This window comes from Pseudoxanthomonas suwonensis (assembly GCF_010093235.1).
Taxonomy (GTDB): domain Bacteria; phylum Pseudomonadota; class Gammaproteobacteria; order Xanthomonadales; family Xanthomonadaceae; genus Pseudoxanthomonas; species Pseudoxanthomonas suwonensis.
The window spans coordinates 86,600-108,136 of record NZ_PDWP01000010.1 but is presented as its reverse complement, the minus strand read 5'-3'; the positions used below and the strand labels follow the sequence as shown (position 1 = coordinate 108,136).

Sequence of the window (21,537 nt, the reverse complement as noted above, 5' to 3'; positions counted from 1 at the left end):
GGTTACGGCGGGCACGGAAAAAGAAAACCCCCGGTTTCCCGGGGGTTCTCCAGATGAATGGCGGAGTGGACGGGACTCGAACCCGCGACCTCCGGCGTGACAGGCCAGCATTCTAACCGACTGAACTACCACTCCGCGTGAGACAGCTATTGTAAGACGATTTTTCGGTTTGTGGAAGACCGTCTAACAATTTTTTTCACATCGTTGCCGAAGCTGGTGGGTGCTGAGGGTTTCGAACCCCCGACCCTCGCCTTGTAAGGGCGACGCTCTACCGCTGAGCTAAGCACCCGGGTCAGGCAACCCGCCTCGGCAGCGGGCCAATCAGTTTACAGCGTCCTTCAGCGCCTTGCCAGCCTTGAAGGCCGGGTTCTTCGAGGCCTTGATCTTGATGGTCTCGCCGGTCTTCGGGTTGCGGCCGGTGCGGGCGGCGCGCTTGCGGACCTGGAAAGTGCCGAAGCCGACCAGGGTGACGGCGTCGCCCTTCTTCAGCGCCTTGGTGACCGAGTTGATCACCGCATCGACCGCACGGGCGGCCTCGGCCTTGGTGATTTCGGCTTCGCTGGCGACGGCGTCGATCAGATCGGTTTTGTTCATTCGTATTTACTCCCTGTGCGGCAGCTGCCGCGAGATGATTTGACCGGGTCGCGTCGTGGAGAGCGTGCCGGCAGGTCTGGTTCCGCGGACTGGCCGGGCCAGTGGCGGGTGCGCCCGTTATACAGGGCGCCCCTGAGGGCCGCAAGCCGGAAATGCAGCAATGGCGGGCTTTTCCTGCCCATGCATGCCCTCCGCGGAGGAGGACATGCATCGCCGCATCAGTGCTTTACGTCGCTGCGATCCTGGGCCGGACGCTGCCTGCGGCCGCCGTTGCGACCGCCGCCGCGCACCGCCACCTTGGCCCCCGAGGGAGCCAGCGGACGCTCCAGGGCCAGGTCCAGCACCTCGTCGATCCACTTCACCGGGACGATCTTCAGTCCGTCGGTGACGTTGGCCGGGATATCGGCCAGGTCCTTGCGGTTCTCCTCCGGGATCACCACGGTGCGGATGCCGCCGCGCAGCGCGGCCAGCAGCTTTTCCTTCAGGCCGCCGATGGCGGTCACCTTGCCGCGCAGGGTGATCTCGCCGGTCATGGCGATGTCCGCACGCACCGGCACCTTGGTCAGGGTCGAGACAAGCGCGGTCACCATGGCGATGCCCGCGCTGGGACCGTCCTTCGGCGTGGCGCCGTCGGGCACGTGCAGGTGGACGTCGTGCTTCTGCAGGAAGTCCACCTCGATGCCCAGCCGCTCGGCGCGCGCGCGCACCACCGACAGGGCCGCCGAAGCGGATTCCTTCATGACATCGCCCAGCTGGCCGGTCAGGATCAGCTGGCCCTTGCCCGGGACCAGGGTGGCTTCGATCTGCAGCAGGTCGCCGCCGACCTCGGTCCAGGCCAGGCCGGTGACCAGGCCGATCTCGTTCTGCTCCTCGGCGCGGCCGAAATCGAAGCGGCGCACGCCCAGGTACTTGTCGAGGTTGGCCGCGGTGACCTGGACCAGCGCACCCTTGCGCTTGCCGGCGCCCTTGCGTGCGGACTTCTTCGCCGGCTCCGGCCCCTTCAGCGCGATCTCCTTGACCACCTTGCGGCAGATCTTGGCGATCTCGCGCTCGAGGTTGCGCACGCCGGACTCGCGCGTGTAGTAGCGCACGATGTCGCGGATCGCGTCCTCGGCGATCGACAGCTCCTCCGGCCTGAGGCCGTTGGCCTTCTGCTGCTTCGGCACCAGGTAGCGCGTGGCGATGCTCAGCTTCTCGTCTTCGGTGTAGCCCGGGATGCGGATGACCTCCATGCGGTCAAGCAGCGGCCCCGGGATGTTCAGCGAGTTGGAGGTCGCCACGAACATCACCTCGGACAGGTCCAGGTCGACCTCCAGGTAGTGGTCGTTGAAGCTGTGGTTCTGCTCCGGGTCCAGCACCTCCAGCAGCGCCGACGACGGGTCGCCGCGGAAGTCCATCGACATCTTGTCGATCTCGTCGAGCACGAACAGCGGGTTCTTGGTGCCGACCTTGTTGAGGTTCTGCACGATGCGGCCCGGCATCGAGCCGACGTAGGTGCGGCGATGGCCGCGGATCTCGGCCTCGTCGCGCACGCCGCCCAGGCTCATGCGCACGAACTTGCGGTTGGTCGCCTTGGCGATGGACTGGCCCAGCGAGGTCTTGCCCACGCCCGGCGGGCCGACCAGGCACAGGATCGGCCCCTTCATCTGCTTGACCCGCGACTGCACCGCCAGGTACTCGAGGATGCGCTCCTTGACCTTCTCCAGGCCGTAGTGGTCGGCGTCGAGCGTGTCCTGCGCGGCCTTGAGGTCCTTGCGCACCTTGCTGCGCTTCTTCCACGGCACGCCCAGCAGCCAGTCGAGGTAGTTGCGCACCACCGCGGCCTCGGCCGACATCGGCGACATCTGCTTGAGCTTGTTGAGCTCGCTCTTGGCCTTGGCCTCGACGGCCTTGGGCATGCCGGCCTCGGCGATCTTGCGCGCCAGCTCCTCCAGTTCGCCCGGCGAGTCGTCCAGGTCGCCCAGCTCCTTCTGGATCGCCTTCATCTGCTCGTTGAGGTAGTACTCGCGCTGGCTGCGCTCCATCTGCGACTTCACCCGGCCGCGGATGCGCTTCTCCATCTGCTGCACGTCGATCTCGCCCTCGACCAGGCCGACCAGCAGCTCCAGCCGCTCGCCGGTGTCGAAGGTTTCCAGCAGCCGCTGCTTGTCGGCCAGGCGCACGCCGATGTGGGCGGAGATGGTGTCGGCCAGGCGCCCGGGCTCGTCGATCCCGGACAGGGTCTGCAGCAGCTCCGGCGGCAGCTTGCGGTTGGTCTTCACGTACTGCTCGAACAGGCTGGTGAGCGTGCGGGCAACGGCCTCGACCTCGCGCGGATCGCGGCTGGTACCGGGCTCGACCAGCTCGGCGCGGCCGTGCAGGGCGCCATCGCGCTCGGCGATGTCGCCGACCTGCACGCGCGCCGTGCCCTCCACCAGCACCTTGATGGTGCCGTCGGGAAGCTTGAGCAGCTGCAGCACGGTGGCCAGGGTGCCGACGGTGTAGAGGTCGGCCGCCTGCGGGTCGTCGGTCTCGGCGGACTTCTGAGCGACCAGCAGGATCTGCTTGTCGGCCTCCATCGCCTGCTCAAGGGCACGCATGGACTTGTCCCGGCCGACGAACAGCGGGATGACCATGTGCGGGAACACCACCACGTCGCGCAGGGGCAGGACGGGCAGCTCGAGGGCGTCGGATCGGGTGCGGGACATGGAGGCTCCGGAAAACTTTGGCGACGGCCGGCGGGCCGCCTGCCCCCGTTATGGGGGCTCCCCGGAAGCGATGCAAGACGGGGCCGCAATCGCCTTCAGGATCAATGGGTTAGGAAAAGAAAGCCCCCGTCACCGGAGGGTGGCGGGGGCCGGATGGAGCATCTGCCGGGGGCAGCGGGCGGCCGTCAGTCGGCCGAGGCCACCTTCGGCGGGGCGGCCGGCGGGGTCTGGTAGATCAGGTACGGCTCGGTCTTGTGCTCGATGACCGACTCGTCCACCACCACCTTGCTGACGTTCTCCTGCGACGGCAGGTCATACATGGTGTCCAGCAGCACCGACTCGACGATGGTGCGCAGGCCGCGGGCGCCGGTCTTGCGCTTGAGCGCCTTGCGGGCGATCGCCGACAGCGCGTCGGGGCGGAACTCCAGCTCCACGCCTTCCATCTCGAACAGCTTCTTGAACTGCTTGGTGATGGCGTTCTTGGGCTCGGTCAGGATCTTGACCAGGGCGGCCTCGTCCAGCTCCTCCAGGGTCGCCACCACCGGCAGGCGGCCGACGAACTCCGGGATCAGGCCGAACTTGATCAGGTCCTCCGGCTCGACCTCGGCCAGCAGCTTGCCGGTGTCGGCCTTGACCTTGCTGCTCTTGACCTTGGCGCCGAAGCCGATGCCGCCGGCCTCGCTGCTACGCTGCTGGATGATCTTGTCCAGGCCGGCGAACGCGCCGCCGACGATGAACAGGATGTTCTTGGTGTCCACCTGCAGGAATTCCTGCTGCGGATGCTTGCGCCCGCCCTGCGGCGGCACCGAGGCCACGGTGCCCTCGATCAGCTTCAGCAGTGCCTGCTGCACGCCTTCGCCGGACACGTCGCGGGTGATCGACGGGTTCTCGCTCTTGCGCGAGATCTTGTCGATCTCGTCGATGTACACGATGCCCTGCTGCGCCTTGTCGACGTCGTAGTCGCACTTCTGCAGCAGCTTCTGGATAATGTTCTCCACGTCCTCGCCGACGTAGCCGGCTTCAGTGAGCGTGGTCGCATCGGCGATCGTGAACGGCACGTTGAGCAGCCGCGCCAGGGTCTCGGCCAGCAGGGTCTTGCCCGAGCCGGTCGGGCCGACCAGCAGGATGTTCGACTTGGCCAGCTCGACGTCCTCGTTGCGCTGGCGGCTCTCGATGCGCTTGTAGTGGTTGTACACGGCCACGGCGAGCGTCTTCTTCGCCCGCTGCTGGCCGATCACGTACTGGTCCAGGACCTCGAGGATCTCGCGCGGCTTGGGCAGCGAGCTGCGCGCCGACTGCGCCTTCTCCTCGAGTTCCTCGCGGATGATGTCGTTGCAGAGCTCCACGCATTCATCGCAGATGAACACGCTGGGGCCGGCGATCAGCTTGCGCACCTCGTGCTGGCTCTTTCCGCAGAAGGAGCAGTAGAGGATCTTGTTGCCATCGCCGGTACGGCCTTGCCGGTCTTCGCTCATGCTTGTGCTTTTCCAGTATTGCGTCCCGCCGGGGCGGGTTGGGGGCGAGAATAGCACAGGGCCGGAACCGCGCCAGAAGCGCGCCGGACCCGTGTCACCGGGGTTTCAGGTAGCCGGCGGACGCCTTCACGGGCCCGCCGGCGCCGGTCAGCCGGCCTGGATGGAGTCTTCCGGACGCCGTTCCAGGACCTCGTCCACCAAGCCGTAGGCCTTGGCCTCGGCCGCGCTCTTGAAGTTGTCGCGCTCGGTGTCCCGGGCGATCGTCTCGATGCTCTGGCCGGTGTGGTGGGCCAGGATCTCGTTCAGGCGGGCGCGCATGGACAGGATCTCGCGCGCGTGGATGTCGATGTCGGTGGCCTGGCCCTGGAAGCCGCCCAGCGGCTGGTGGATCATCACCCGCGAGTTGGGCAGGGCGTAGCGCTTGCCGGCTGCGCCGGCGGCCAGCAGCACGGCGCCCATCGAGGCCGCCTGGCCGACGCAGATGGTGCTCACGTCCGGCTTGATGTACTGCATGGTGTCGTAGATGGCCATGCCCGCCGTCACCAGCCCGCCCGGCGAGTTGATGTACAGGCTGATGTCCTTCTCCGGGTTCTCCGCCTCCAGGAACAGCATCTGGGCGATGATCACGTTGGCGACGTGGTCCTCGACCGGGCCGACCAGGAAGATCACCCGCTCCTTCAGCAGGCGGGAATAGATGTCGTAGGCGCGCTCACCGCGGCTGGTCTGTTCGACCACCATCGGGACCAGGTTCAGGGCTTTGGTCGGAATCATGCTCATGCTCGAGGCGCCTCTTGCGTCGTTGGGGGTGCGTGGCCGGGTGTTCCGGCCGGCTGCGGCGACGGGTGGCTCCAGCCAGCCCGCCGCCACGGCGCCATCATGCCCGGATCGCTTCCTGGAACGACAGCGCCTGCTCGGTGTGCTGGGCGCGCTCGGCGATCCAGTCGATCACCTGCTCTTCCATCACCCGGGCCTGCAGTCCCTGCATCAGCTGGGGGTCGTTGCGGTACATCTCAATGACCTGTTCCGGCTCTTCGTAGGTCGAGGCGATGAGACGCAGGGTTTCATTCAGGCGCTTGGGGTCCAGGCGCAGCTCGTTGCGACGGGCGACCTCGCCGACCAGCAGGCCGGCCAGCACGCGCTTGCGCGCCGGCTCCAGGAACTGCTGCCAGGCGTCGGCCGGGACCTGGCCCGGGTCGCGGCCGCTGCGGCGGATCTGCTCGACCTGCTGGGCCAGCATGCCGCGGGCCTCGTTCTCGACCACGCGCGGCGGCAGCTCGACGTGGGCCCAGGTGGCGGTCAGCTGCTCGCCGACCTCGCGGCGCAGGCGGTTCATCAGCGCGCCCTTGAGCTCGCGCTCCAGGTTGGCGCGGATGTCCTCGCGGAACTTGTCCATCTGCCCGCTCTTGACGCCGAAGCTCTTGATGAACGCGGCATCGACCTCCGGCAGGACCGGCTCGGAAACCTGCTGCAGGGCCACGTGGACCTGCGCGGCCTTGCCGGCCAGCTCGGCCTGGCGCCAGTTCTCCGGGAAGGCGACCTCGACCACGTGCTCGCCGCCCTGCTCCAGGCCGGCCAGCGCACTTTCCAGCGCCGGCAGCAGCTGGGCCGAGCCGATCACGGTGGAGAAGCGCTCCTCGCCCTCGGCCGGCTGGCGGAAGTCGCCAACCTCGGTCCACAGGGTGCCGACCACCAGGTCGCCCTGGGCCGCGGCACGCTCCACCTTCTTCCAGGTGCGGCGCTGCAGGCGCAGGTTCTCGATCATCTGGTCGATGTCGGCGTCGGTGACCTCGGCGGTGTGGCGGATGACCTGCAGCTTGGTCACGTCGATCTCGCCGAAGTCCGGCACGACCTCGAAGGTGGCGACGAAGTCCAGCTCGCCCTCGCCCGCCCGGTCGATGCGCGGTGCGCCGGCCAGGCGCAGGTCGTTCTCGCGGATCGCGGAGTCGAAGGCCTCGCGCACCAGGGCGCCCAGGACCTCGGCCTTGACCTGCTCGCCGAAGCGCTGCTCGATCACCTTGGCCGGGACCTTGCCCGGGCGGAAGCCCTTGATGCGGGCGGTGCGCGCGATCTCGCGCAGGCGGCCGCTGACACCGGCTTCCAGCTGTTCCGCCGGCAGGCTGAAGTTCAGGCGGCGCTCGAGGTTGCCCGTGGATTCGACGGAAACTTGCATGTGGTCTGGCTCCTGCGCCGCGGCTCTGGCCGCGGGTCAATCGGTTAGGTGGACGGACAGCACCGACATCCAGCCGGCCTGCGCGGAAAACGCGCTAGTTTGGCCGATCGACGCCGGGCGCGCCAGTATTCGCAAAGATGCCATTGACAGGCGCTCGGCGCATTCACGACAATAGCCGACCTTACGGAGCGCGAAACGCTCCGGGAGCCGGATTCCGGCCTGCCGGAGCCGGAGCCAGAACGCCGGGGTATAGCGCAGTCTGGTAGCGCGCCTGCTTTGGGAGCAGGATGTCGGGGGTTCGAATCCCTCTACCCCGACCATCCTGTTGTCGGCAGCAGGGCGATGCGAAACCGTGTTGTGCGCCTGTAGCTCAACCGGATAGAGCACCGGCCTTCTAAGCCGGCGGTTGCAGGGTCGATTTCTGCCAGGCGCGCCATCATGGGCACTGGCTGGGAGCTGTTTCAAATGTGGTGGCTGTAGCTCAGTTGGTTAGAGTACTGGATTGTGATTCCAGTGGTCGTGGGTTCGAATCCCATCAGCCACCCCACCCTTCCGGTGCAAATTCCTGCAAAGGGGTCTTGCACAAGTCGCAAAGTGTCATTACACTGAGCGGCTCAGGTTTCAGGGGCCGTTAGCTCAGTTGGTAGAGCAGCTGACTCTTAATCAGTAGGTCCAAGGTTCGAATCCTTGACGGCCCACCACCCTGAAGAAGACGCCCGGCATTGCCGGGCGTTTTTCGTTTGCGGATCCCGATATGCGGCGCGCTAGAATGCGCCGGCACGCGAAAGTGGCGGAACTGGTAGACGCACTGGATTTAGGTTCCAGCGGGTAACCCCCGTGCGGGTTCGAGTCCCGCCTTTCGCACCATCCTTCCTGGCGCAAACCTCGCGTGGAAGGCGCCCGCCGCAAGGGCACGCCATCCGGCGCCTGCCATCGCGGGCCCACCTGCGCAGCTCCCCTACCCTGTTCCGGCACGGCGCCCGTCCGCCGCCGGCGGCCGCTGGTCGGCCGGTCACCTCACGCTCGGGACAGTCCCTGTATCCTGAGCGCAGTCCATCCTGATTCGAAGGAGCGAACCATGCGCAGCGGCAACCCCGCACTCAGGGAGTCCACTTTCCTCGACCTCGGCAGCGGCGCCGTCGTATCCCGCGACGCGGGTGCGATGAGCCTCAACGGCACGGTCAACAAGACCGGCATCCTCCTGCTGCTGGCGGTGCTGACCGGCGCCTTCTCCTGGTCGCAGGTAGAGATCACCCCCTACGGCATCAGCGGCATGGGCTATGTCTGGGGCGGCATGATCGCGGGCCTCGTCCTGGCCCTTGTCACCATCTTCAAGAAGGAATGGTCGCCGGTCACCGCGCCGATGTACGCGCTGGCCGAAGGCCTGTTCCTGGGCGCCATCTCCTCGGTGTTCGAGGCCCGCTTCCCGGGCATCGTGATGCAGGCGGTGATGCTGACCTTCGGCACCCTGTTCGCCCTGCTGTTCGCCTACCGCAGCGGCCTGATCCGGGCCACCGAGAACTTCAAGCTGGGCGTGGTCGCGGCTACCGGCGGCATCGCCCTGGTGTACCTGGCCTCGATCGTGATGGGCTTCTTCGGCGTCCAGATCCCCTTCATCCACGAGTCCGGGATCATCGGCATCGGCTTCAGCCTGTTCGTGGTGGTGATCGCGGCCCTGAACCTGGTGCTGGACTTCGACTTCATCGAGACCGGCGTCGAGCAGGGCGCGCCGAAGTTCATGGAGTGGTACGCCGCCTTTGGCCTGATGGTCACCCTGGTGTGGCTGTACCTGGAGATCCTGCGCCTGCTGTCCAAGCTGCAGTCGCGCGACTGACCATCCCCAGCGACGATGAAAACGGAAAAGGGCGCCATCGGCGCCCTTTTCCTTGCCCGCTTCCCACCAGGCGGCCGACCCAAAAAGAAACGGGGCGCCGAAGCGCCCCGTTCTTTCGTGCCCTTGCCGCCGCCGCGGTCAGACGCGGCTGGCGATGGCCTTTGCGAAGCCCATGGTGGTGCCGGTGCCGCCCAGGTCGCCGGTCAGCGAGTCCTTGGCTTCCAGGGTCGCCACGATGGCCTTGCGCAGGCGCTCGGCGTTCTGCGGCTGGCCGATGTGGTCCAGCATCTGCGCCGCCGCCAGCAGCAGGGCGCAGGGGTTGGCGATGCCCTTGCCGGCGATGTCCGGCGCGGTGCCGTGCACGGCCTCGAAGATCGCCGCGTTCTCGCCGATGTTGGCGCCCGGGGCCAGGCCCAGGCCGCCGACCAGGCCGGCGCACAGGTCGGAGATGATGTCGCCGAACAGGTTGGTGGTGACCAGGACGTCGAACTGCTCCGGGCGCATCACCAGCTGCATGCAGGCGTTGTCCACGATCATTTCCTGGAACTCGATCTCCGGGTACTTCGCGGCGACCTCGCGGGCGACGTTGAGGAACAGGCCCGAGGTGGACTTGATGATGTTGGCCTTGTGCACCGCGGTGACCTTCTTGCGGCCGGTGGCCTTGGCCAGCTCGAAGGCGTAGCGGACGATCCGCTCGGAACCCTTGCGGGTGACCTTGGTGCCGGAGAAGGCGGTCTCGCCGTCGGCCGACACTTCCTGGCCCTCGGCCAGGTAGGCGCCCTCGGTGTTCTCGCGCACCGTGATCATGTTGATGTTCTCGTAGCGCGAACGGGTATTCGGGAACGAGATGGCCGGGCGCACGTTCGCGTACAGGTCGAAGTGGCGGCGCAGGCTGACGTTGATCGAGGTGAAGCCGCCGCCGACCGGCGTGGTCAGCGGGCTCTTCAGGGCGACCTTGTTGCGCGCGATGGAGTCCAGGGTCTCCTTCGGCATCAGGTCGCCGTGCTTCTCCAGGGCGACGATGCCGGCATCGGCGAATTCGTACTCCAGGCCCGCGCCGAGCTGGTCGAGGACGTAGAGGGTTGCATCCATGATCTCCGGGCCGATGCCGTCGCCGCGGATGACCGTGATCTTCTGGGTCATGTGGAATAGTTCCGGACAGGCGCGGCAGGTCCCGGGTGGCGGGTCCGGCAGCGCGGGGAGGGAAAGTTATTGCTGAAATTATGCCCCATCCCGGCTGAATACCCACTCCGACCTTGGCAGCATGGCCCGGACGGACGGTCCGGCCGGGCCCGCCGCCCCGCTCAGCCGTGCTCGTGGGCAGGGGGATCCCCCGCCGCGCCGGCCTCCAGGCTGTCGAGGAAGTCCACCGCCCGGCGCAGGTGCGGGATCACGATCGAGCCACCCACCACCAGGCCTACCGAGAACGCCTCGAAGAACTCGTCCCGCTTCACCCCGGCCTGGCGGCACTGGGCCACGTGGTAGCTGATGCAGTCGTCGCAACGCAGGACCAGCGAGGCCACCAGGCCCAGCAGCTCCTTGGTCTTCACGTCCAGCGCCCCGGCCTGGTAGGTCTGGGTATCCAGGGCGAAGAACCGGCGCACGACCTGGTTGGGCTCGGCCAGGATGCGCTGGTTCATGCGCTGGCGGAACTCGGTGAACTCGCGGACGCGGTCGCCGCCGCCGCCGCTCATGCGCCGGCCTCCGGCGCCTGGCCGTCCAGCAGCGGCAGCAGCCGCCCGGCGCGGTGCATGGCCATCATGTCGTCGTAGCCGCCGACGTGGAAATCGCCGACGAAGATCTGGGGCACGCTGGTGCGCCGGGCCAGGTCGACCATCTTCTGGCGCTCGGCCGGGTCCAGGTCGACGCGGATCTCGGTCCACTCCCGGCCCTGGCTCTTGAGGAAGTTCTTGGCCGCCACGCAGTAGGGGCAGATGGCGGTGGAATAGATGCGGATGGGAGGGTTCTGGTTGGACACGTGAAACTCCGGCAGAACTGCAAGGTCGAAGTGGCTATGGTATCGGCCCGGGGTGAAAGGGCGCCTTACCGGCCCTCCCACCCGGGTTAACCCCCGATTCACCCGCCGCTCCGCGCCTCGCGCATGCTGGCGGCACACCACGGAGTCCGCGCTTGCCCCGTCCCCGCCCGCTTGCCGCCACGCTGCTGCTGTCGTTGATGCTGGCCCCGCCGGCGCCGGCCCAGGACGGGCTGCGGCTGCCGGACATCGGCTCCTCGGCCGGCGAACTGCTGACTCCCGCCCGCCAGGAGGAATACGGCGGGATGATGCTGCGCGAACTGCGCAATTACGGCTACCTGCTGGACGATCCGCTGGTGGACGACTGGCTGGAGTCGCTGGGCAACCGCCTCGGTGCCCACAGCGACCGCCCGGACCAGCACTACACGCTGTTCATGCTGCGCGACCGCCAGATCAATGCCTTCGCCACCCTGGGCGGCTACATCGGCGTCAACGCCGGCCTGGTGCTGACCGCCGAGCGCGAGGACGAGGTGGCCGCGGTCCTGGCCCACGAAATGGCGCACGTCACCCAGCAGCACGTGCTGCGCGGGGTCGAACGCGCGCAGCGCGACCAGGTGCCGATCCTGCTGGGCATGATCGCGGCCGTGGTGGCGGCACAGGCCGCCGGCGGCTCGTCCTCCGGCGAGGCCTCGCAGGCGGCCATCGTCAGCGCCATGGGCCTGATGCAGCAGAACCAGATCAACTACACCCGCTCCAACGAGCACGAAGCCGACCGCCTGGGCATCCGCACCCTGGCCCGAAGCGGCTACGACGTCGACGCGATGGCGGACTTCTTCGCCCGCATGTCGTTCGCCACCCGCGGCAACTCCGGCGGCTACAGCGTGCCGGAATACCTGCGCACGCATCCGGTCAACACCACCCGCATCGCCGAGGCCAAGCAGCGCGCCGACCAGATCCGCGGCCGCACCGTCACCGCCACCACCACGGTGGGCGAGGTGGACGGGGAGAGCGTGGCCCGGGTCGAGCGGGTGGCCACCGAAGCCCCCGCACTGAACCAGGCCCTGGCGCTTCCAGCCGGTCGCGGCAATCCCCTGCTCCCGGCCGGGCTGGAACTGGCCTCGCTGGGCAGCGGCACGTCCCTGCTGGGCGGCACCGGCTATTTCGCCTGGGCCCAGGAACGCCTGCGCGCCCTCAGCGCCGCCACCAGCGACGCGGCGGTGCGCGAGTACGAGGCCCTCCGCCGCTCCCGTCCCGACGGGCTCACGCCGGCCCAGCGCTATGGGCTCGCGGTGGTCCGCCTGGCTGCCGAGCCTGCGGCCGCCGCGACCGAACTGGCCGGACTGCTGGAGCAGGACCCGCAGAACCTCTGGGTCGCGCTGGCCCTGGCCGAGGCAGAGGCGCAGGCCGGTCGGCACGCGGAGGCGAACGAGCGGCTGGACGCACTGATGCGCCGCCATCCGGGCAGCCGCCCGGTGGCCCTCACCTACGCCCGCGTGCTGGTCGCCCAGGGGGGCGAGAAGGCCGGACGCCGCGCCCAGGAAGTGCTGCGGCCGCTACTGGCGCGTTCCGCCAACGACGCGGTGTTCCAGCACACCTACGCCCGTGCCTGCGAACTGGCCGGCGACAGCGCGCGCGCCGGCGAGGCCCATGCCGAGGTGGCCTTCCTCAATGGCCGCCCCGAGCAGGCGCTGATCCAGCTGGAGACGCTCAAGAAGCGGGGCGACCTGGACTACATCGCGCGGGCGCGCATCGACGCGCGGATCGCCGCCATCACCCCCACCGTGCTCGAACTGCGCCGCCAGGGCGTGCGCGATCCGGACATGCAGCGGCGCTGAACGCCGGCACCCGCCGGTGTCATGAACCTGTAACGTAACGGTAGTCTGATGGCGGGCGATACAGGAGGCCCGGCGTGCAGAAGCAGATCCTCATCGTCGACGACGAGCCCGCGATCCGGGACATGGTCGCCTTCGCCCTGCGCAAGGGCGAGTACGTCCCGGTCCATGCCGGCGACGCGCGCGAGGCCCAGGCGGCGATCGCAGACCGCGTGCCGGACATGATCCTGCTGGACTGGATGCTGCCGGGCACCAGCGGCCTGGAACTGGCCCGGCGCTGGCGCCGCGAGGCCCTGACCCGCGACATCCCGATCATCATGCTCACCGCCCGCGGCGAGGAGAACGACCGGGTCGGCGGCCTGGAGGCCGGGGTGGACGACTACGTGGTCAAGCCGTTCTCCTCGCGCGAGCTGCTGGCGCGGATCCGCGCGGTGATGCGGCGTTCGCGCGAGGACGACGAGGATGGCAGCGTCTCCGCCGGCAACCTGCGCATCGACGGCGCGGCCCATCGCGTGTTCGCCGGCGACGCCGCGGTGCCGATCGGCCCGACCGAATACCGCCTGCTGCACTTCTTCATGACCCACCCCGACCGCGTCTACAGCCGCGCGCAGCTGCTGGACCACGTCTGGGGCGGCAGCGTGTACGTGGAGGAGCGCACCATCGACGTGCACATCCGCCGCCTGCGGCGCACGCTGGAGCCGTTCGGGGTCGATGGCATGGTGCAGACGGTGCGCGGCGCCGGCTACCGCTTCTCCGCATCGGCCTGAGCCGTCGTGCGGATGGACAGGCGTCCCGATCCCCCGTCCCTTGCCGGTGCGCCTGGCCTCGCCGATCCGGCCCTGGACCTGCGCGTGGACGCGGGCGACGACGCGGCCCGAATGCGTTCGGCCTGGCGGCGCACGCTGGCGCTGCTGTCCCTGGCCCTCGCCGCCGCCGTCCTGCTCGGCTTCGCCATCGGCCAGCCGTGGCCGGCGCTGGCGGCCGTGGCGCTGGGCATGCTGGCCTGGCACTACTGGCGCCTGCGCCGGGTGCTGGACGGCCTGACCGGCCGCCGCCACCGGGAGCCGGCACGGGGCGACGGCGCCTGGGACGAGCTGGACCGGCTCCTTCACCGCAACCAGGCGGAAATGCGCGCGCGCAGGCGCCGCCTGCTGGGCATGCTGCGCGCCTACCGCGCGGCGGCGGCGGCGCTGCCGGACGCGGTGGTGGTGGTCGACCGCAATACCCAGCGCATGCTCTGGTTCAACCGCGCCGCCACCGGCCTGCTGGGCCTGCAACACCCGCGCGACCTGGGCGCGCCGGTGGCCGAGCGCCTGCAGCACCTTCCCGTGGCGCGCTGGATGGCCTCCGGCCGCAACGCCGAGCCGATCCTCGATGCGCCCAGCCCGGTCGACGGGCGCCTGCGCCTCAACCTGCGGCTGATCCCCTATTCGGACGAGTACTGGCTGCTGGTGGCGCGCGACGTCAGCAAGCTGCTGCACCTGGAGCAGATGCGCCGGGACTTCGTCGCCAACGTCTCGCACGAGTTGCGCACGCCGCTGACCGTGGTCCACGGCTACCTGGACATGCTCGACCCGGACGACTTCCCGGAATGGCGCCCGATGCTGGCCGAGATGCAGAAGCAGTCCCAGCGCATGACCCAGCTGGTGGAGGACCTGCTGGCCCTGTCGCGGCTGGAATCGCGCGACAGCCTGCCCGAGGAGACCGTCGCCATGGCATCGGTGCTGGCCACGCTGCGGCGGGAGGCAGAAGCCTGCAGCAAGGGCCAGCACCGGATCGAGGGGCGCGACCTGGCCGGCTGCGACCTGCTCGGTTCCGGGCGCGAACTGCACAGCGCCTTTTCCAACCTGGTGACCAATGCCGTGCGCCATACGCCGCCCGGCGGCCGGATCACCATCGAGTTCAGCCGCGACGCCGACGGCGGCGCGGTCCTGGCGGTGCACGACACCGGCCCGGGCGTCCCGCCCGAGCACATCCCGCGGCTGACCGAACGCTTCTACCGCGTCTCCAGCAGCCGCTCGCGCGAAAGCGGCGGCACCGGGCTGGGCCTGTCCATCGTCAAGCACGTGCTGGGCCTGCACCAGGCCCGGCTGTCGGTCCACAGCACCGTCGGCCAGGGCAGCGTCTTCGCCTGCCACTTCGGCCGCGAACGCGTGCATCCTAGGCATGATCAGGACGTAGGGGGGACTACGCCATGAACGCTCCGGGCGGCGACAGAGGCATGGACACCGACAGCCAGCTGATACCCCTGCCCTCGGGCCACGACCCGGCGGATCCGCTGCGCGACCCTGCCCTGTACCTCAACCGCGAGCTTTCCCAGCTGGACTTCAACTTCCGGGTGCTGGCCCAGGCCCTGGACCCGCAGGTGCCGCTGCTGGAACGGCTGCGCTTCCTCTGCATCTCCTGCACCAACCTCGACGAGTTCTTCGAGATCCGCACCGCCACCGTGCGCCACGCCGCACAGCTCGGCCTGCCGCCGGCGTCCGACGGGATGGCCCCGGCGCAGCTGCTGGAATCGATCTCCGCGCGTGCGACGGAGCTGGTGCAGGCCCAGTACGACTGCTGGAACCAGGTGCTGCGCCCGGCGCTGGCCGAGGCCGGCGTGCGCATCCTGCCGCGCCAGGCCTGGAGCCCGCGCCAGCGCCGCTGGCTGCGCGCCTACTTCCGCAACAAGGTCATGCCGGTGCTGTCGCCGCTGGGGCTGGATCCGTCGCACCCGTTCCCGCGCATCCTCAACAAGTCGCTCAACGTCGTCGTGATGCTCGAGGGCATGGATGCGTTCGGGCGACCGGGACACCTGGCGATCGTGCGCGCGCCGCGCTCGCTCAACCGCATCGTCGAGCTGCCGCGCCAGCTGCGCGGCAGCGACGAGCAGGCCTTCGTGCTGCTGTCCTCGATGCTCGCCGCCTTCGTCGACGAGCTGTTCCCCGGCATGACGGTCAAGGGCGCATACCAGTTCCGCGTCACCCGCAACTCGGAGCTGGTGGTCGACGAGGACGAGGTCGACAACCTCGCCTCGGCCCTGCGCACCGAACTGGCCGGCCGAGGCTACCGCCCGGCGGTGCGGCTGGAGATCGCCCACGACTGCCCGCGCCCGATCGTGCGCTCCCTGCTGCAGAACTTCGAGCTGCCGGAGAACGCGGTCTACTACATCGACGGCCCGGTCAACCTCAACCGCGTCATCCAGGTCCACGAGCTGGTCCAGCGCCCCGAACTGAAGTACCCCGCGTTCACCCCGCGCAACCGCTTCGAGGAAGGCAGCGTGTTCGAGGCGGTGGCGCGCGGCGACGTGCTGCTGCACCACCCGTTCGACTCCTTCAGCGCCGTGCTGGAGCTGCTCAAGCAGGCCGCGGTCGATCCGGACGTGCTGGCGATCAAGCAGACCCTGTACCGTACCGGCAAGGACTCGGCGATCGTCGACGCGCTGGTACAGGCCGCGCGCAACGGCAAGGACGTCACCGTCGTGGTGGAGCTGCGCGCGCGCTTCGACGAGGACGCCAACCTCGGCGTGGCCGACCGCCTGCAGGAAGCTGGCGTGCAGGTGGTGTACGGCGTGGTCGGCTACAAGACCCACGCCAAGATGCTGCTGATCGTGCGCCGCGAGGGCCGGCGCCTGCGCCGCTACGTGCACCTGGGCACCGGCAACTACCACAGCGGCACCGCGCGCAGCTACACCGACCTGGGCCTGATCACCGCCGACCCGGAGATCGGCAACGACGTGCACCTGCTGTTCCAGCAGCTGTCCGGGCTGGCGCCGTCGATCCGCCTGCGGCGCCTGTTGCAATCGCCGTTCACCCTGCACCAGGGGCTGCTGAGCCGGATCGCGCGCGAGGCGCAGCTGGCCGCCTCCGGGCGCCCCGGGCGGATCGTGGCCAAGATGAACGCGCTCAACGAGCCGCAGGTGGTGCGCGCGCTGTACCAGGCCTCGCAGGCCGGGGTGCAGATCGACCTGATCGTGCGCGGCGCCTGCACCCTGCGCCCGGGCGTGCCGGGCGTGTCCGACAACATCCGCGTGCGCTCGATCGTCGGCCGCTTCCTCGAGCACAGCCGGGTGTACTGGTTCGGCAACGACGGCCGCCCGGAGATGTACTGCGCCAGCGCCGACTGGCTGGAGCGCAACCTGCTGCGGCGGGTGGAGATCTGCTTCCCGATCCTGGACCCGGCGCTGGCCGAGCGGATCGAGCGCGAGGTGCTGCAGAACTGCCTGGCCGACAACCTCAATGCTTGGGAGCTGGGCCCGGACGGCACGTACCGCAAATGCGTGCCCGCCGAGGGCGAGGCGCCGCACTCGGCGCAGCAGGCGCTGCTGGACGCGCTCTAGCCTCCCCGGTTACGGGCCGCGGGACGGCATCCGCTAAGATTCGCCGATGCCCCATTCCTCCCAATCCCGCCCGCAGGTCCAGGATGGCGATGCGCTGGCCGCGATCGATCTTGGTTCCAACAGTTTCCACATGGTGCTCGCCCGCTATTCGCTGGGCGAGCTGCGGGTGATCGACCGCCTGCGCGAGACCGTGCGCATGGCCGACGGCCTGGACGCCGACGGCGGCCTGGCACCGCAGTCGCGCGCGCGCGCGCTGGACTGCCTGGCCCGCTTCGGCCAGCGCCTGCGCGGGGTGGAGCGGCTGCACGTACGCGCGCTGGCCACCAACACCGTGCGCCGGCTGCGCGATCCGCAGCCGTTCCTGGCCGAGGCCGAGGCCACCCTGGGCTTCCCGGTGGAAGTGGTGTCCGGCCGCGAGGAGGCGCGCCTGATCTACCTGGGCGTGGCCCACGCCCAGCCGCCCAAGCCCGGCCAGCAGCGGCTGGTGATCGACATCGGCGGCGGCTCGACCGAGGTCATCATCGGCCGCGGCTTCGAGCCGATCGAGCGCGAACGCCGGCAGGCCGGCTGCAACGCATCGACCCGCCGTTTCTTCCCCGGCGGCAAGCTGTCGAAGAAGCGCTGGAAGGAAGCACTGGCGGTCATCACCGGCGAGTTCCGCCAGTTCGCCAGCCTTTACCGCGCGCGCGGCTGGGACGAGGCGCTGGGGCCGTCCGGCCCGCACAAGTCGATCAGCGAGATCTGCGTGGCGAGGAAGCTGACCAAGGGCGCGATCCCCGCCGAGGCGCTGCCGCAGGTGCGCGAGCGCCTGCTGCAGGCGCGCAGCCTCGACGAGATCGACCTGCCCGGGCTGTCCTCGGACCGCCGGCCGATCATCGCCGGCGGCATCCTGGTGCTGGAGGCGGCCTTCCAGTCGCTGGGCCTGGAAAAGCTGCTGGTCAGCAAGGCCGCCATGCGCGAGGGCATCCTCTACGACATGCTCGGCCGCGGCGGCGAGAACGATCCGCGCGACATCTCGGTGCAGGCGCTGATCCATCGCTACGGCATCGACCAGGAACAGGCCGGGCGCGTGCGGGACACGGCCCTGCAGCTGTTCGGCCTGGTGGCCGAGGCCTGGGCCCTGGACGAGGACGACGCGCGCATGCTCGGCTGGGCCGCCAGCGTGCACGAACTGGGCATGGCGATCGCACACACCCAGTACCACCTGCACGGCGCGTACGTCCTCGAGCATTCGGACATCTCCGGCTTCTCCCGCCAGGAGCAGCAGGTGCTGGCGGCGCTGGTGCGTACCCACCGCCGCGGCGTCCCGAAGTCGGCCTTCGACGCCCTGCCCGACCGCCTGCTGCTGTCTGCGCGGCGCAAGGCGGCACTGCTGCGCCTGGCGGTGCTGCTGCACCGCTCCCACGAGAGCGACGAACTGCCACCGCTGCAGCTGGAGGCGGGCCCGGCGTCGCTGCGCCTCGTCCTGCCCCAGGCCTGGGTCGAGGACCGGGCGCTGCTGCGTGCCGACCTGGCCGACGAGAAGAAGGGCATGGCGGGCCTGGGCATCGAGTTCGAGCACGCGCTGGCCTGAACGCCGGCACGGCGGCCCGGCACCCGCCGGGAACCCGTACAACCCCATTGGGGCGCGCCGTCCGTTTGCATGTCCGGACCCACCCGAGATCCGCCCATGCCCGCACCATCCGCGATCCGCAAGACCTCCGCCTGCGCAGCCCTCCTGGCCGTCCTGCTCGCAGCCTGCACCACTCCGTCCAAATCCCCGCCTGCGGCCGCCGAGGCGGAGGCACGCACCCAGGCCATGCAGGCCGCGCGGGCCGCGGCCGAACGGTCGCGCGCCAGGGAGGCCGCGACCAGGCACCCGGCCCCGCCCTTCGCCCCTGCACCGGTAGCGTCGCTGGCCCATGCGCCCATGCCCATGCCGATGCCGCAGCGCCCGCTGCCGCGGCCGGCGGAAAACACCGAGCATTACGACACCCGCGAGGACAACCCGGTGCGCCGCACCCGCGAAGCCCCGGTGTCCACCTTCTCGATCGACGTGGACACCGGCAGCTATGCCAACGTCCGCCGCATGCTGCGCGATGGCTACCGCCCGCCGGCCGACGCGGTGCGGGTGGAGGAAATGCTCAACTACTTCGACTACGGCCACCCCGCCCCGGCCTCGCGCGAGGTGCCGTTCAAGGTGACCACCGAGCTGGCGCCGGCGCCATGGAACCCGGCCCGGCAACTGCTGATGGTCGGCATCAAGGGCTACGACGTGGACAAGCGCGAGCTGCCGCCGGCCAACCTGGTGCTGCTCGTGGACACCTCGGGCTCGATGGACGATCCGGCCAAGCTGCCGCTGCTCAAGCGCGCCTTCGCCCAGCTGGTGCCACAGCTTCGCGCGATGGACCGGGTCTCGATCGTGGCCTACGCCGGCCACGCCGGCCTGGTGCTGGCGCCGACGCCGGGCGACCGCCACGGCGAGATCCTCGCCGCGCTCGAGCAACTGCAGGCCGCCGGCAGCACCAACGGTGGCGAAGGCCTGCGCCTGGCCTATGCGATGGCACGCCAGGGCTATGTCGAAGGCGGGGTCAACCGGATCCTGCTGGCCACCGACGGTGACTTCAACGTGGGCATCACCGACCGCAACGCGCTGCTGACCCTGGTCGCCGACCAGCGCCGTACCGGCATCGCCCTGTCCACCCTGGGCTTCGGTTCGGGAAACTACAACGACGCCATGGCCGAGCGCCTGGCCGATGCCGGCAACGGCCAGCACCTGTACATCGACACCCTCGACGAGGCGCGCCGGGTGCTGTTGCGGCAGATGCAGGCCACCCTGCTGACCATCGCCAACGACGTGAAGGTGCAGATCGAGTTCAATCCGGCGGTGGTCGCCGAGTACCGGCTGGTTGGCTACGAGAACCGGATCCTGCGCGAGGAGGACTTCGCCAACGACCGGGTGGATGCCGGCGACATCGGCGCCGGCCACGAGGTGACCGCGCTGTACGAGATCACCCTGGCCGGCTCCGGCGCCGAGCGCCTGCCGCCGCTCCGCTACGGTGACGCCGCTCCCGCCGCGTCCGCGAAGGCCGATGAACTGGCCCACCTGCGCCTGCGCTACAAGCTGCCCGGCCAGGACGCGAGCAGGCTGGTCGAAACCCCGGTGCTGCGCTCGTCGCTGCGGTCGCAGGCGAGCAAGTCCCTGCGCTTCGCCGCGGCGGTGGCCGGCTATGCCGACCTGCTGCGCGGCGGCAAGTACGTCGACCGCTGGACCTGGGACGACGTCGAGCGCACCGCGCGGGGCGCCCTGGGCGAAGACCGCTTCGGCCTGCGCCATGAGTTCGTGCAGCTGGTGGATTCGGCGCGTTCGGTCACCACGGCCGACATGGCGCGCGGCCAGCCCGAAGCCTGAGGGGATCCGGAAATCCCCAGCCCGATGCAAAGCCCCTCTCCCCATGGGAGAGGGATCGGGGTGAGGGTCGGCAGGGCTGCGAAGCCCGAATGGCGCGGCGGTTCGAAACCCATGGCCACACGCAGGAGTGGCTGGAACCGTAGCGGGGTGGCGCAGGATCCAAGGACTGCCGCGGACGGGAAGTCGGTCGGTAACCGCCTCTCTTCCGCGAACCCCGCTCCACGCCCCGGCGTCCAGGACGCGGGCTTCGCCGGCGGGAGGGTGGAGCCTCCAATCAACCCAGCAGGTGTTCCAGCACTGCCATGCGCACGGCGACGCCGTTGCCGACCTGGCGCAGCACCCACGACTGCGGGCCATCGGCGACCTCGTCGGTGATCTCCACGCCGCGGTTGATCGGGCCCGGATGCAGCACCGCCGCGTCCGGGGCGGCACGTCGCAGGCGCTGCGCGGTCAGGCCGTAACGGGCGTGGTAGTCCTCCAGCGAGGGCACCAGGCCCTCCTCCATGCGCTCGCGCTGCAGGCGCAGCATCATCACCGCGTCCACGCCTTCCAGCATCGCGTCGAAGTCCTCGCCCACCTTACAGCCGGCAGTGACCCCGGCCTCCGGCAGCAGCGCCGCCGGACCGCAGACCCGGATCTCGCCCGCGCCCAGGGTGCGCAGCGCGTGCAGGTCGGAACGGGCCACGCGCGAATGCTTCACGTCGCCGACGATCAGCACCTTCAGCTTCGAGAAGTCGCTGCCCTTGGCCTGGCGCAGGGTCAGCATGTCCAGCAGGCCCTGGGTCGGGTGCGCATTGCGGCCGTCGCCGGCGTTGACCAGGGCCGTGCCCTCGCCGGCGGCGTCGGCCAGCGCCTGCACCGCACCGTCGTCGGGATGGCGCACGACGAAGCCGCGCACGCCCATCGCCTCGAGGTTGCGCAGGGTGTCGCGCGCGGTCTCGCCCTTGCGGGTCGACGAGGTGGAGGCGTCGAAGTTGAGCACGTCCGCGCCCAGCCGCTGCGCCGCCAGCTGGAAGGAACTGCGGGTGCGGGTCGAAGGCTCGAAGAACAGCGTGCAGACCGCGGTACCGGCCAGCACCGTGCGCTTGCCGACCCGGCCGACCGCCGCGTCGCGGATCTGGCCGGCGCGGTCGAGCAGCTGCAACAGGGTGGCCCGGGGCAACCCGTCCAGGGTCAGCAGGTGGCGCAGTCGTCCTTCGGAATCGAGTTGGGGCGTCATCGGTCGTGGTCCTGTGTGGCCGGCGGCGCCGGCGCATGC

At 69.6% G+C, this 21,537-nt stretch carries 16 protein-coding genes and 7 tRNA genes; 12 read left to right on the top strand and 11 right to left on the bottom strand.

Translation table 11 applies throughout. From position 1 onward, the window contains the following. Positions 1–58 precede the first annotated feature (58 nt). The 7 genes from CSC68_RS06615 to tig form a co-directional block, all read right to left on the bottom strand. A tRNA-Asp gene (locus CSC68_RS06615) sits at positions 59–135 on the bottom strand. 79 nt (positions 136–214) lie between these two features. Further along, positions 215–289: transfer RNA gene (locus CSC68_RS06610), tRNA-Val, on the bottom strand. A 32-nt stretch (positions 290–321) separates the two neighbouring features. Then, the gene (locus CSC68_RS06605) at positions 322–594 is read right to left on the bottom strand and encodes an HU family DNA-binding protein (protein ID WP_019397794.1); all 273 of its coding nucleotides are present in this window, start codon (positions 592–594) and stop codon (positions 322–324) included. A 218-nt stretch (positions 595–812) separates the two neighbouring features. Further along, positions 813–3,281, bottom strand: coding sequence for an endopeptidase La (gene lon / locus CSC68_RS06600; RefSeq protein ID WP_162202725.1), 2,469 nt, complete (start codon positions 3,279–3,281; stop codon positions 813–815). A 185-nt stretch (positions 3,282–3,466) separates the two neighbouring features. Next, positions 3,467–4,756: an ATP-dependent Clp protease ATP-binding subunit ClpX gene (clpX, locus tag CSC68_RS06595; RefSeq protein ID WP_162202724.1), complete on the bottom strand. Its 1,290-nt coding sequence runs from the start codon at positions 4,754–4,756 to the stop codon at positions 3,467–3,469. Positions 4,757–4,903: 147 nt separating this feature from the next. Then, positions 4,904–5,527 (bottom strand): ATP-dependent Clp endopeptidase proteolytic subunit ClpP, encoded by a 624-nt coding sequence (gene clpP / locus CSC68_RS06590; protein WP_425501218.1) that lies wholly within the window; start codon positions 5,525–5,527, stop codon positions 4,904–4,906. A 103-nt stretch (positions 5,528–5,630) separates the two neighbouring features. After that, the gene (tig, locus tag CSC68_RS06585; RefSeq protein WP_162202722.1) at positions 5,631–6,926 is read right to left on the bottom strand and encodes a trigger factor; all 1,296 of its coding nucleotides are present in this window, start codon (positions 6,924–6,926) and stop codon (positions 5,631–5,633) included. Positions 6,927–7,169: 243 nt separating this feature from the next. Here tig and CSC68_RS06580 point away from each other — a divergent pair. The 6 genes from CSC68_RS06580 (at position 7,170) to CSC68_RS06555 (ending at position 8,760) form a co-directional block, all read left to right on the top strand. Further along, positions 7,170–7,246, top strand: a tRNA-Pro gene (locus tag CSC68_RS06580). A gap of 39 nt (positions 7,247–7,285) precedes the next feature. Next, positions 7,286–7,362, top strand: a tRNA-Arg gene (locus CSC68_RS06575). 34 nt (positions 7,363–7,396) lie between these two features. Then, positions 7,397–7,473: transfer RNA gene (locus tag CSC68_RS06570), tRNA-His, on the top strand. A 78-nt stretch (positions 7,474–7,551) separates the two neighbouring features. Continuing rightward, a tRNA-Lys gene (locus CSC68_RS06565) sits at positions 7,552–7,627 on the top strand. A gap of 80 nt (positions 7,628–7,707) precedes the next feature. Continuing rightward, positions 7,708–7,793 (top strand) — tRNA-Leu (locus CSC68_RS06560). Between the two features lie 211 nt (positions 7,794–8,004). Continuing rightward, a complete protein-coding gene (locus tag CSC68_RS06555; RefSeq protein ID WP_162202721.1) occupies positions 8,005–8,760 on the top strand; it encodes a Bax inhibitor-1/YccA family protein in 756 nt (251 codons plus the stop codon). A gap of 138 nt (positions 8,761–8,898) precedes the next feature. Here CSC68_RS06555 and CSC68_RS06550 read toward each other — a convergent pair whose 3' ends face one another. The 3 genes from CSC68_RS06550 to grxC form a co-directional block, all read right to left on the bottom strand. Continuing rightward, the gene (locus tag CSC68_RS06550) at positions 8,899–9,903 is read right to left on the bottom strand and encodes an isocitrate dehydrogenase (RefSeq protein ID WP_162202720.1); all 1,005 of its coding nucleotides are present in this window, start codon (positions 9,901–9,903) and stop codon (positions 8,899–8,901) included. 161 nt (positions 9,904–10,064) lie between these two features. Beyond that, positions 10,065–10,454, bottom strand: coding sequence for a carboxymuconolactone decarboxylase family protein (locus tag CSC68_RS06545; protein ID WP_162202719.1), 390 nt, complete (start codon positions 10,452–10,454; stop codon positions 10,065–10,067). Continuing rightward, a complete protein-coding gene (gene grxC / locus CSC68_RS06540) occupies positions 10,451–10,753 on the bottom strand; it encodes a glutaredoxin 3 (protein ID WP_162202745.1) in 303 nt (100 codons plus the stop codon). Before grxC ends, CSC68_RS06545 begins: the two co-directional genes overlap by 4 nt. Positions 10,754–10,935: 182 nt before the next feature. Between grxC and CSC68_RS06535 the strand changes: the two genes are divergently transcribed. From CSC68_RS06535 to CSC68_RS06510, 6 genes are all read left to right on the top strand, one after another. Beyond that, the gene (locus CSC68_RS06535) at positions 10,936–12,570 is read left to right on the top strand and encodes a M48 family metalloprotease (protein ID WP_162202744.1); all 1,635 of its coding nucleotides are present in this window, start codon (positions 10,936–10,938) and stop codon (positions 12,568–12,570) included. Between the two features lie 74 nt (positions 12,571–12,644). Next, on the top strand, positions 12,645–13,334 hold the full coding sequence (gene phoB, locus CSC68_RS06530) for a phosphate regulon transcriptional regulator PhoB (protein ID WP_162202718.1): 690 nt from the start codon (positions 12,645–12,647) through the stop codon (positions 13,332–13,334). 111 nt (positions 13,335–13,445) lie between these two features. Further along, complete coding sequence (gene phoR / locus CSC68_RS06525) at positions 13,446–14,765, top strand: phosphate regulon sensor histidine kinase PhoR (protein WP_246193468.1); 1,320 nt, start codon at positions 13,446–13,448, stop codon at positions 14,763–14,765. Positions 14,766–14,788: 23 nt separating this feature from the next. Beyond that, a complete protein-coding gene (ppk1, locus tag CSC68_RS06520) occupies positions 14,789–16,888 on the top strand; it encodes a polyphosphate kinase 1 (protein ID WP_162202716.1) in 2,100 nt (699 codons plus the stop codon). Positions 16,889–16,934: 46 nt separating this feature from the next. Continuing rightward, positions 16,935–18,461 (top strand): Ppx/GppA phosphatase family protein, encoded by a 1,527-nt coding sequence (locus tag CSC68_RS06515; RefSeq protein ID WP_162202715.1) that lies wholly within the window; start codon positions 16,935–16,937, stop codon positions 18,459–18,461. Positions 18,462–18,803: 342 nt separating this feature from the next. Beyond that, on the top strand, positions 18,804–20,279 hold the full coding sequence (locus CSC68_RS06510) for a vWA domain-containing protein (RefSeq protein WP_425501220.1): 1,476 nt from the start codon (positions 18,804–18,806) through the stop codon (positions 20,277–20,279). Between the two features lie 274 nt (positions 20,280–20,553). On the opposite strand, the gene CSC68_RS06505 is transcribed toward CSC68_RS06510, so the two are convergent. After that, positions 20,554–21,498 carry an aspartate carbamoyltransferase catalytic subunit gene (locus CSC68_RS06505; RefSeq protein ID WP_162202713.1) on the bottom strand — a complete coding sequence of 315 codons (945 nt, stop codon included), beginning with the start codon at positions 21,496–21,498 and terminating at the stop codon, positions 20,554–20,556. Positions 21,499–21,537 lie beyond the last annotated feature (39 nt).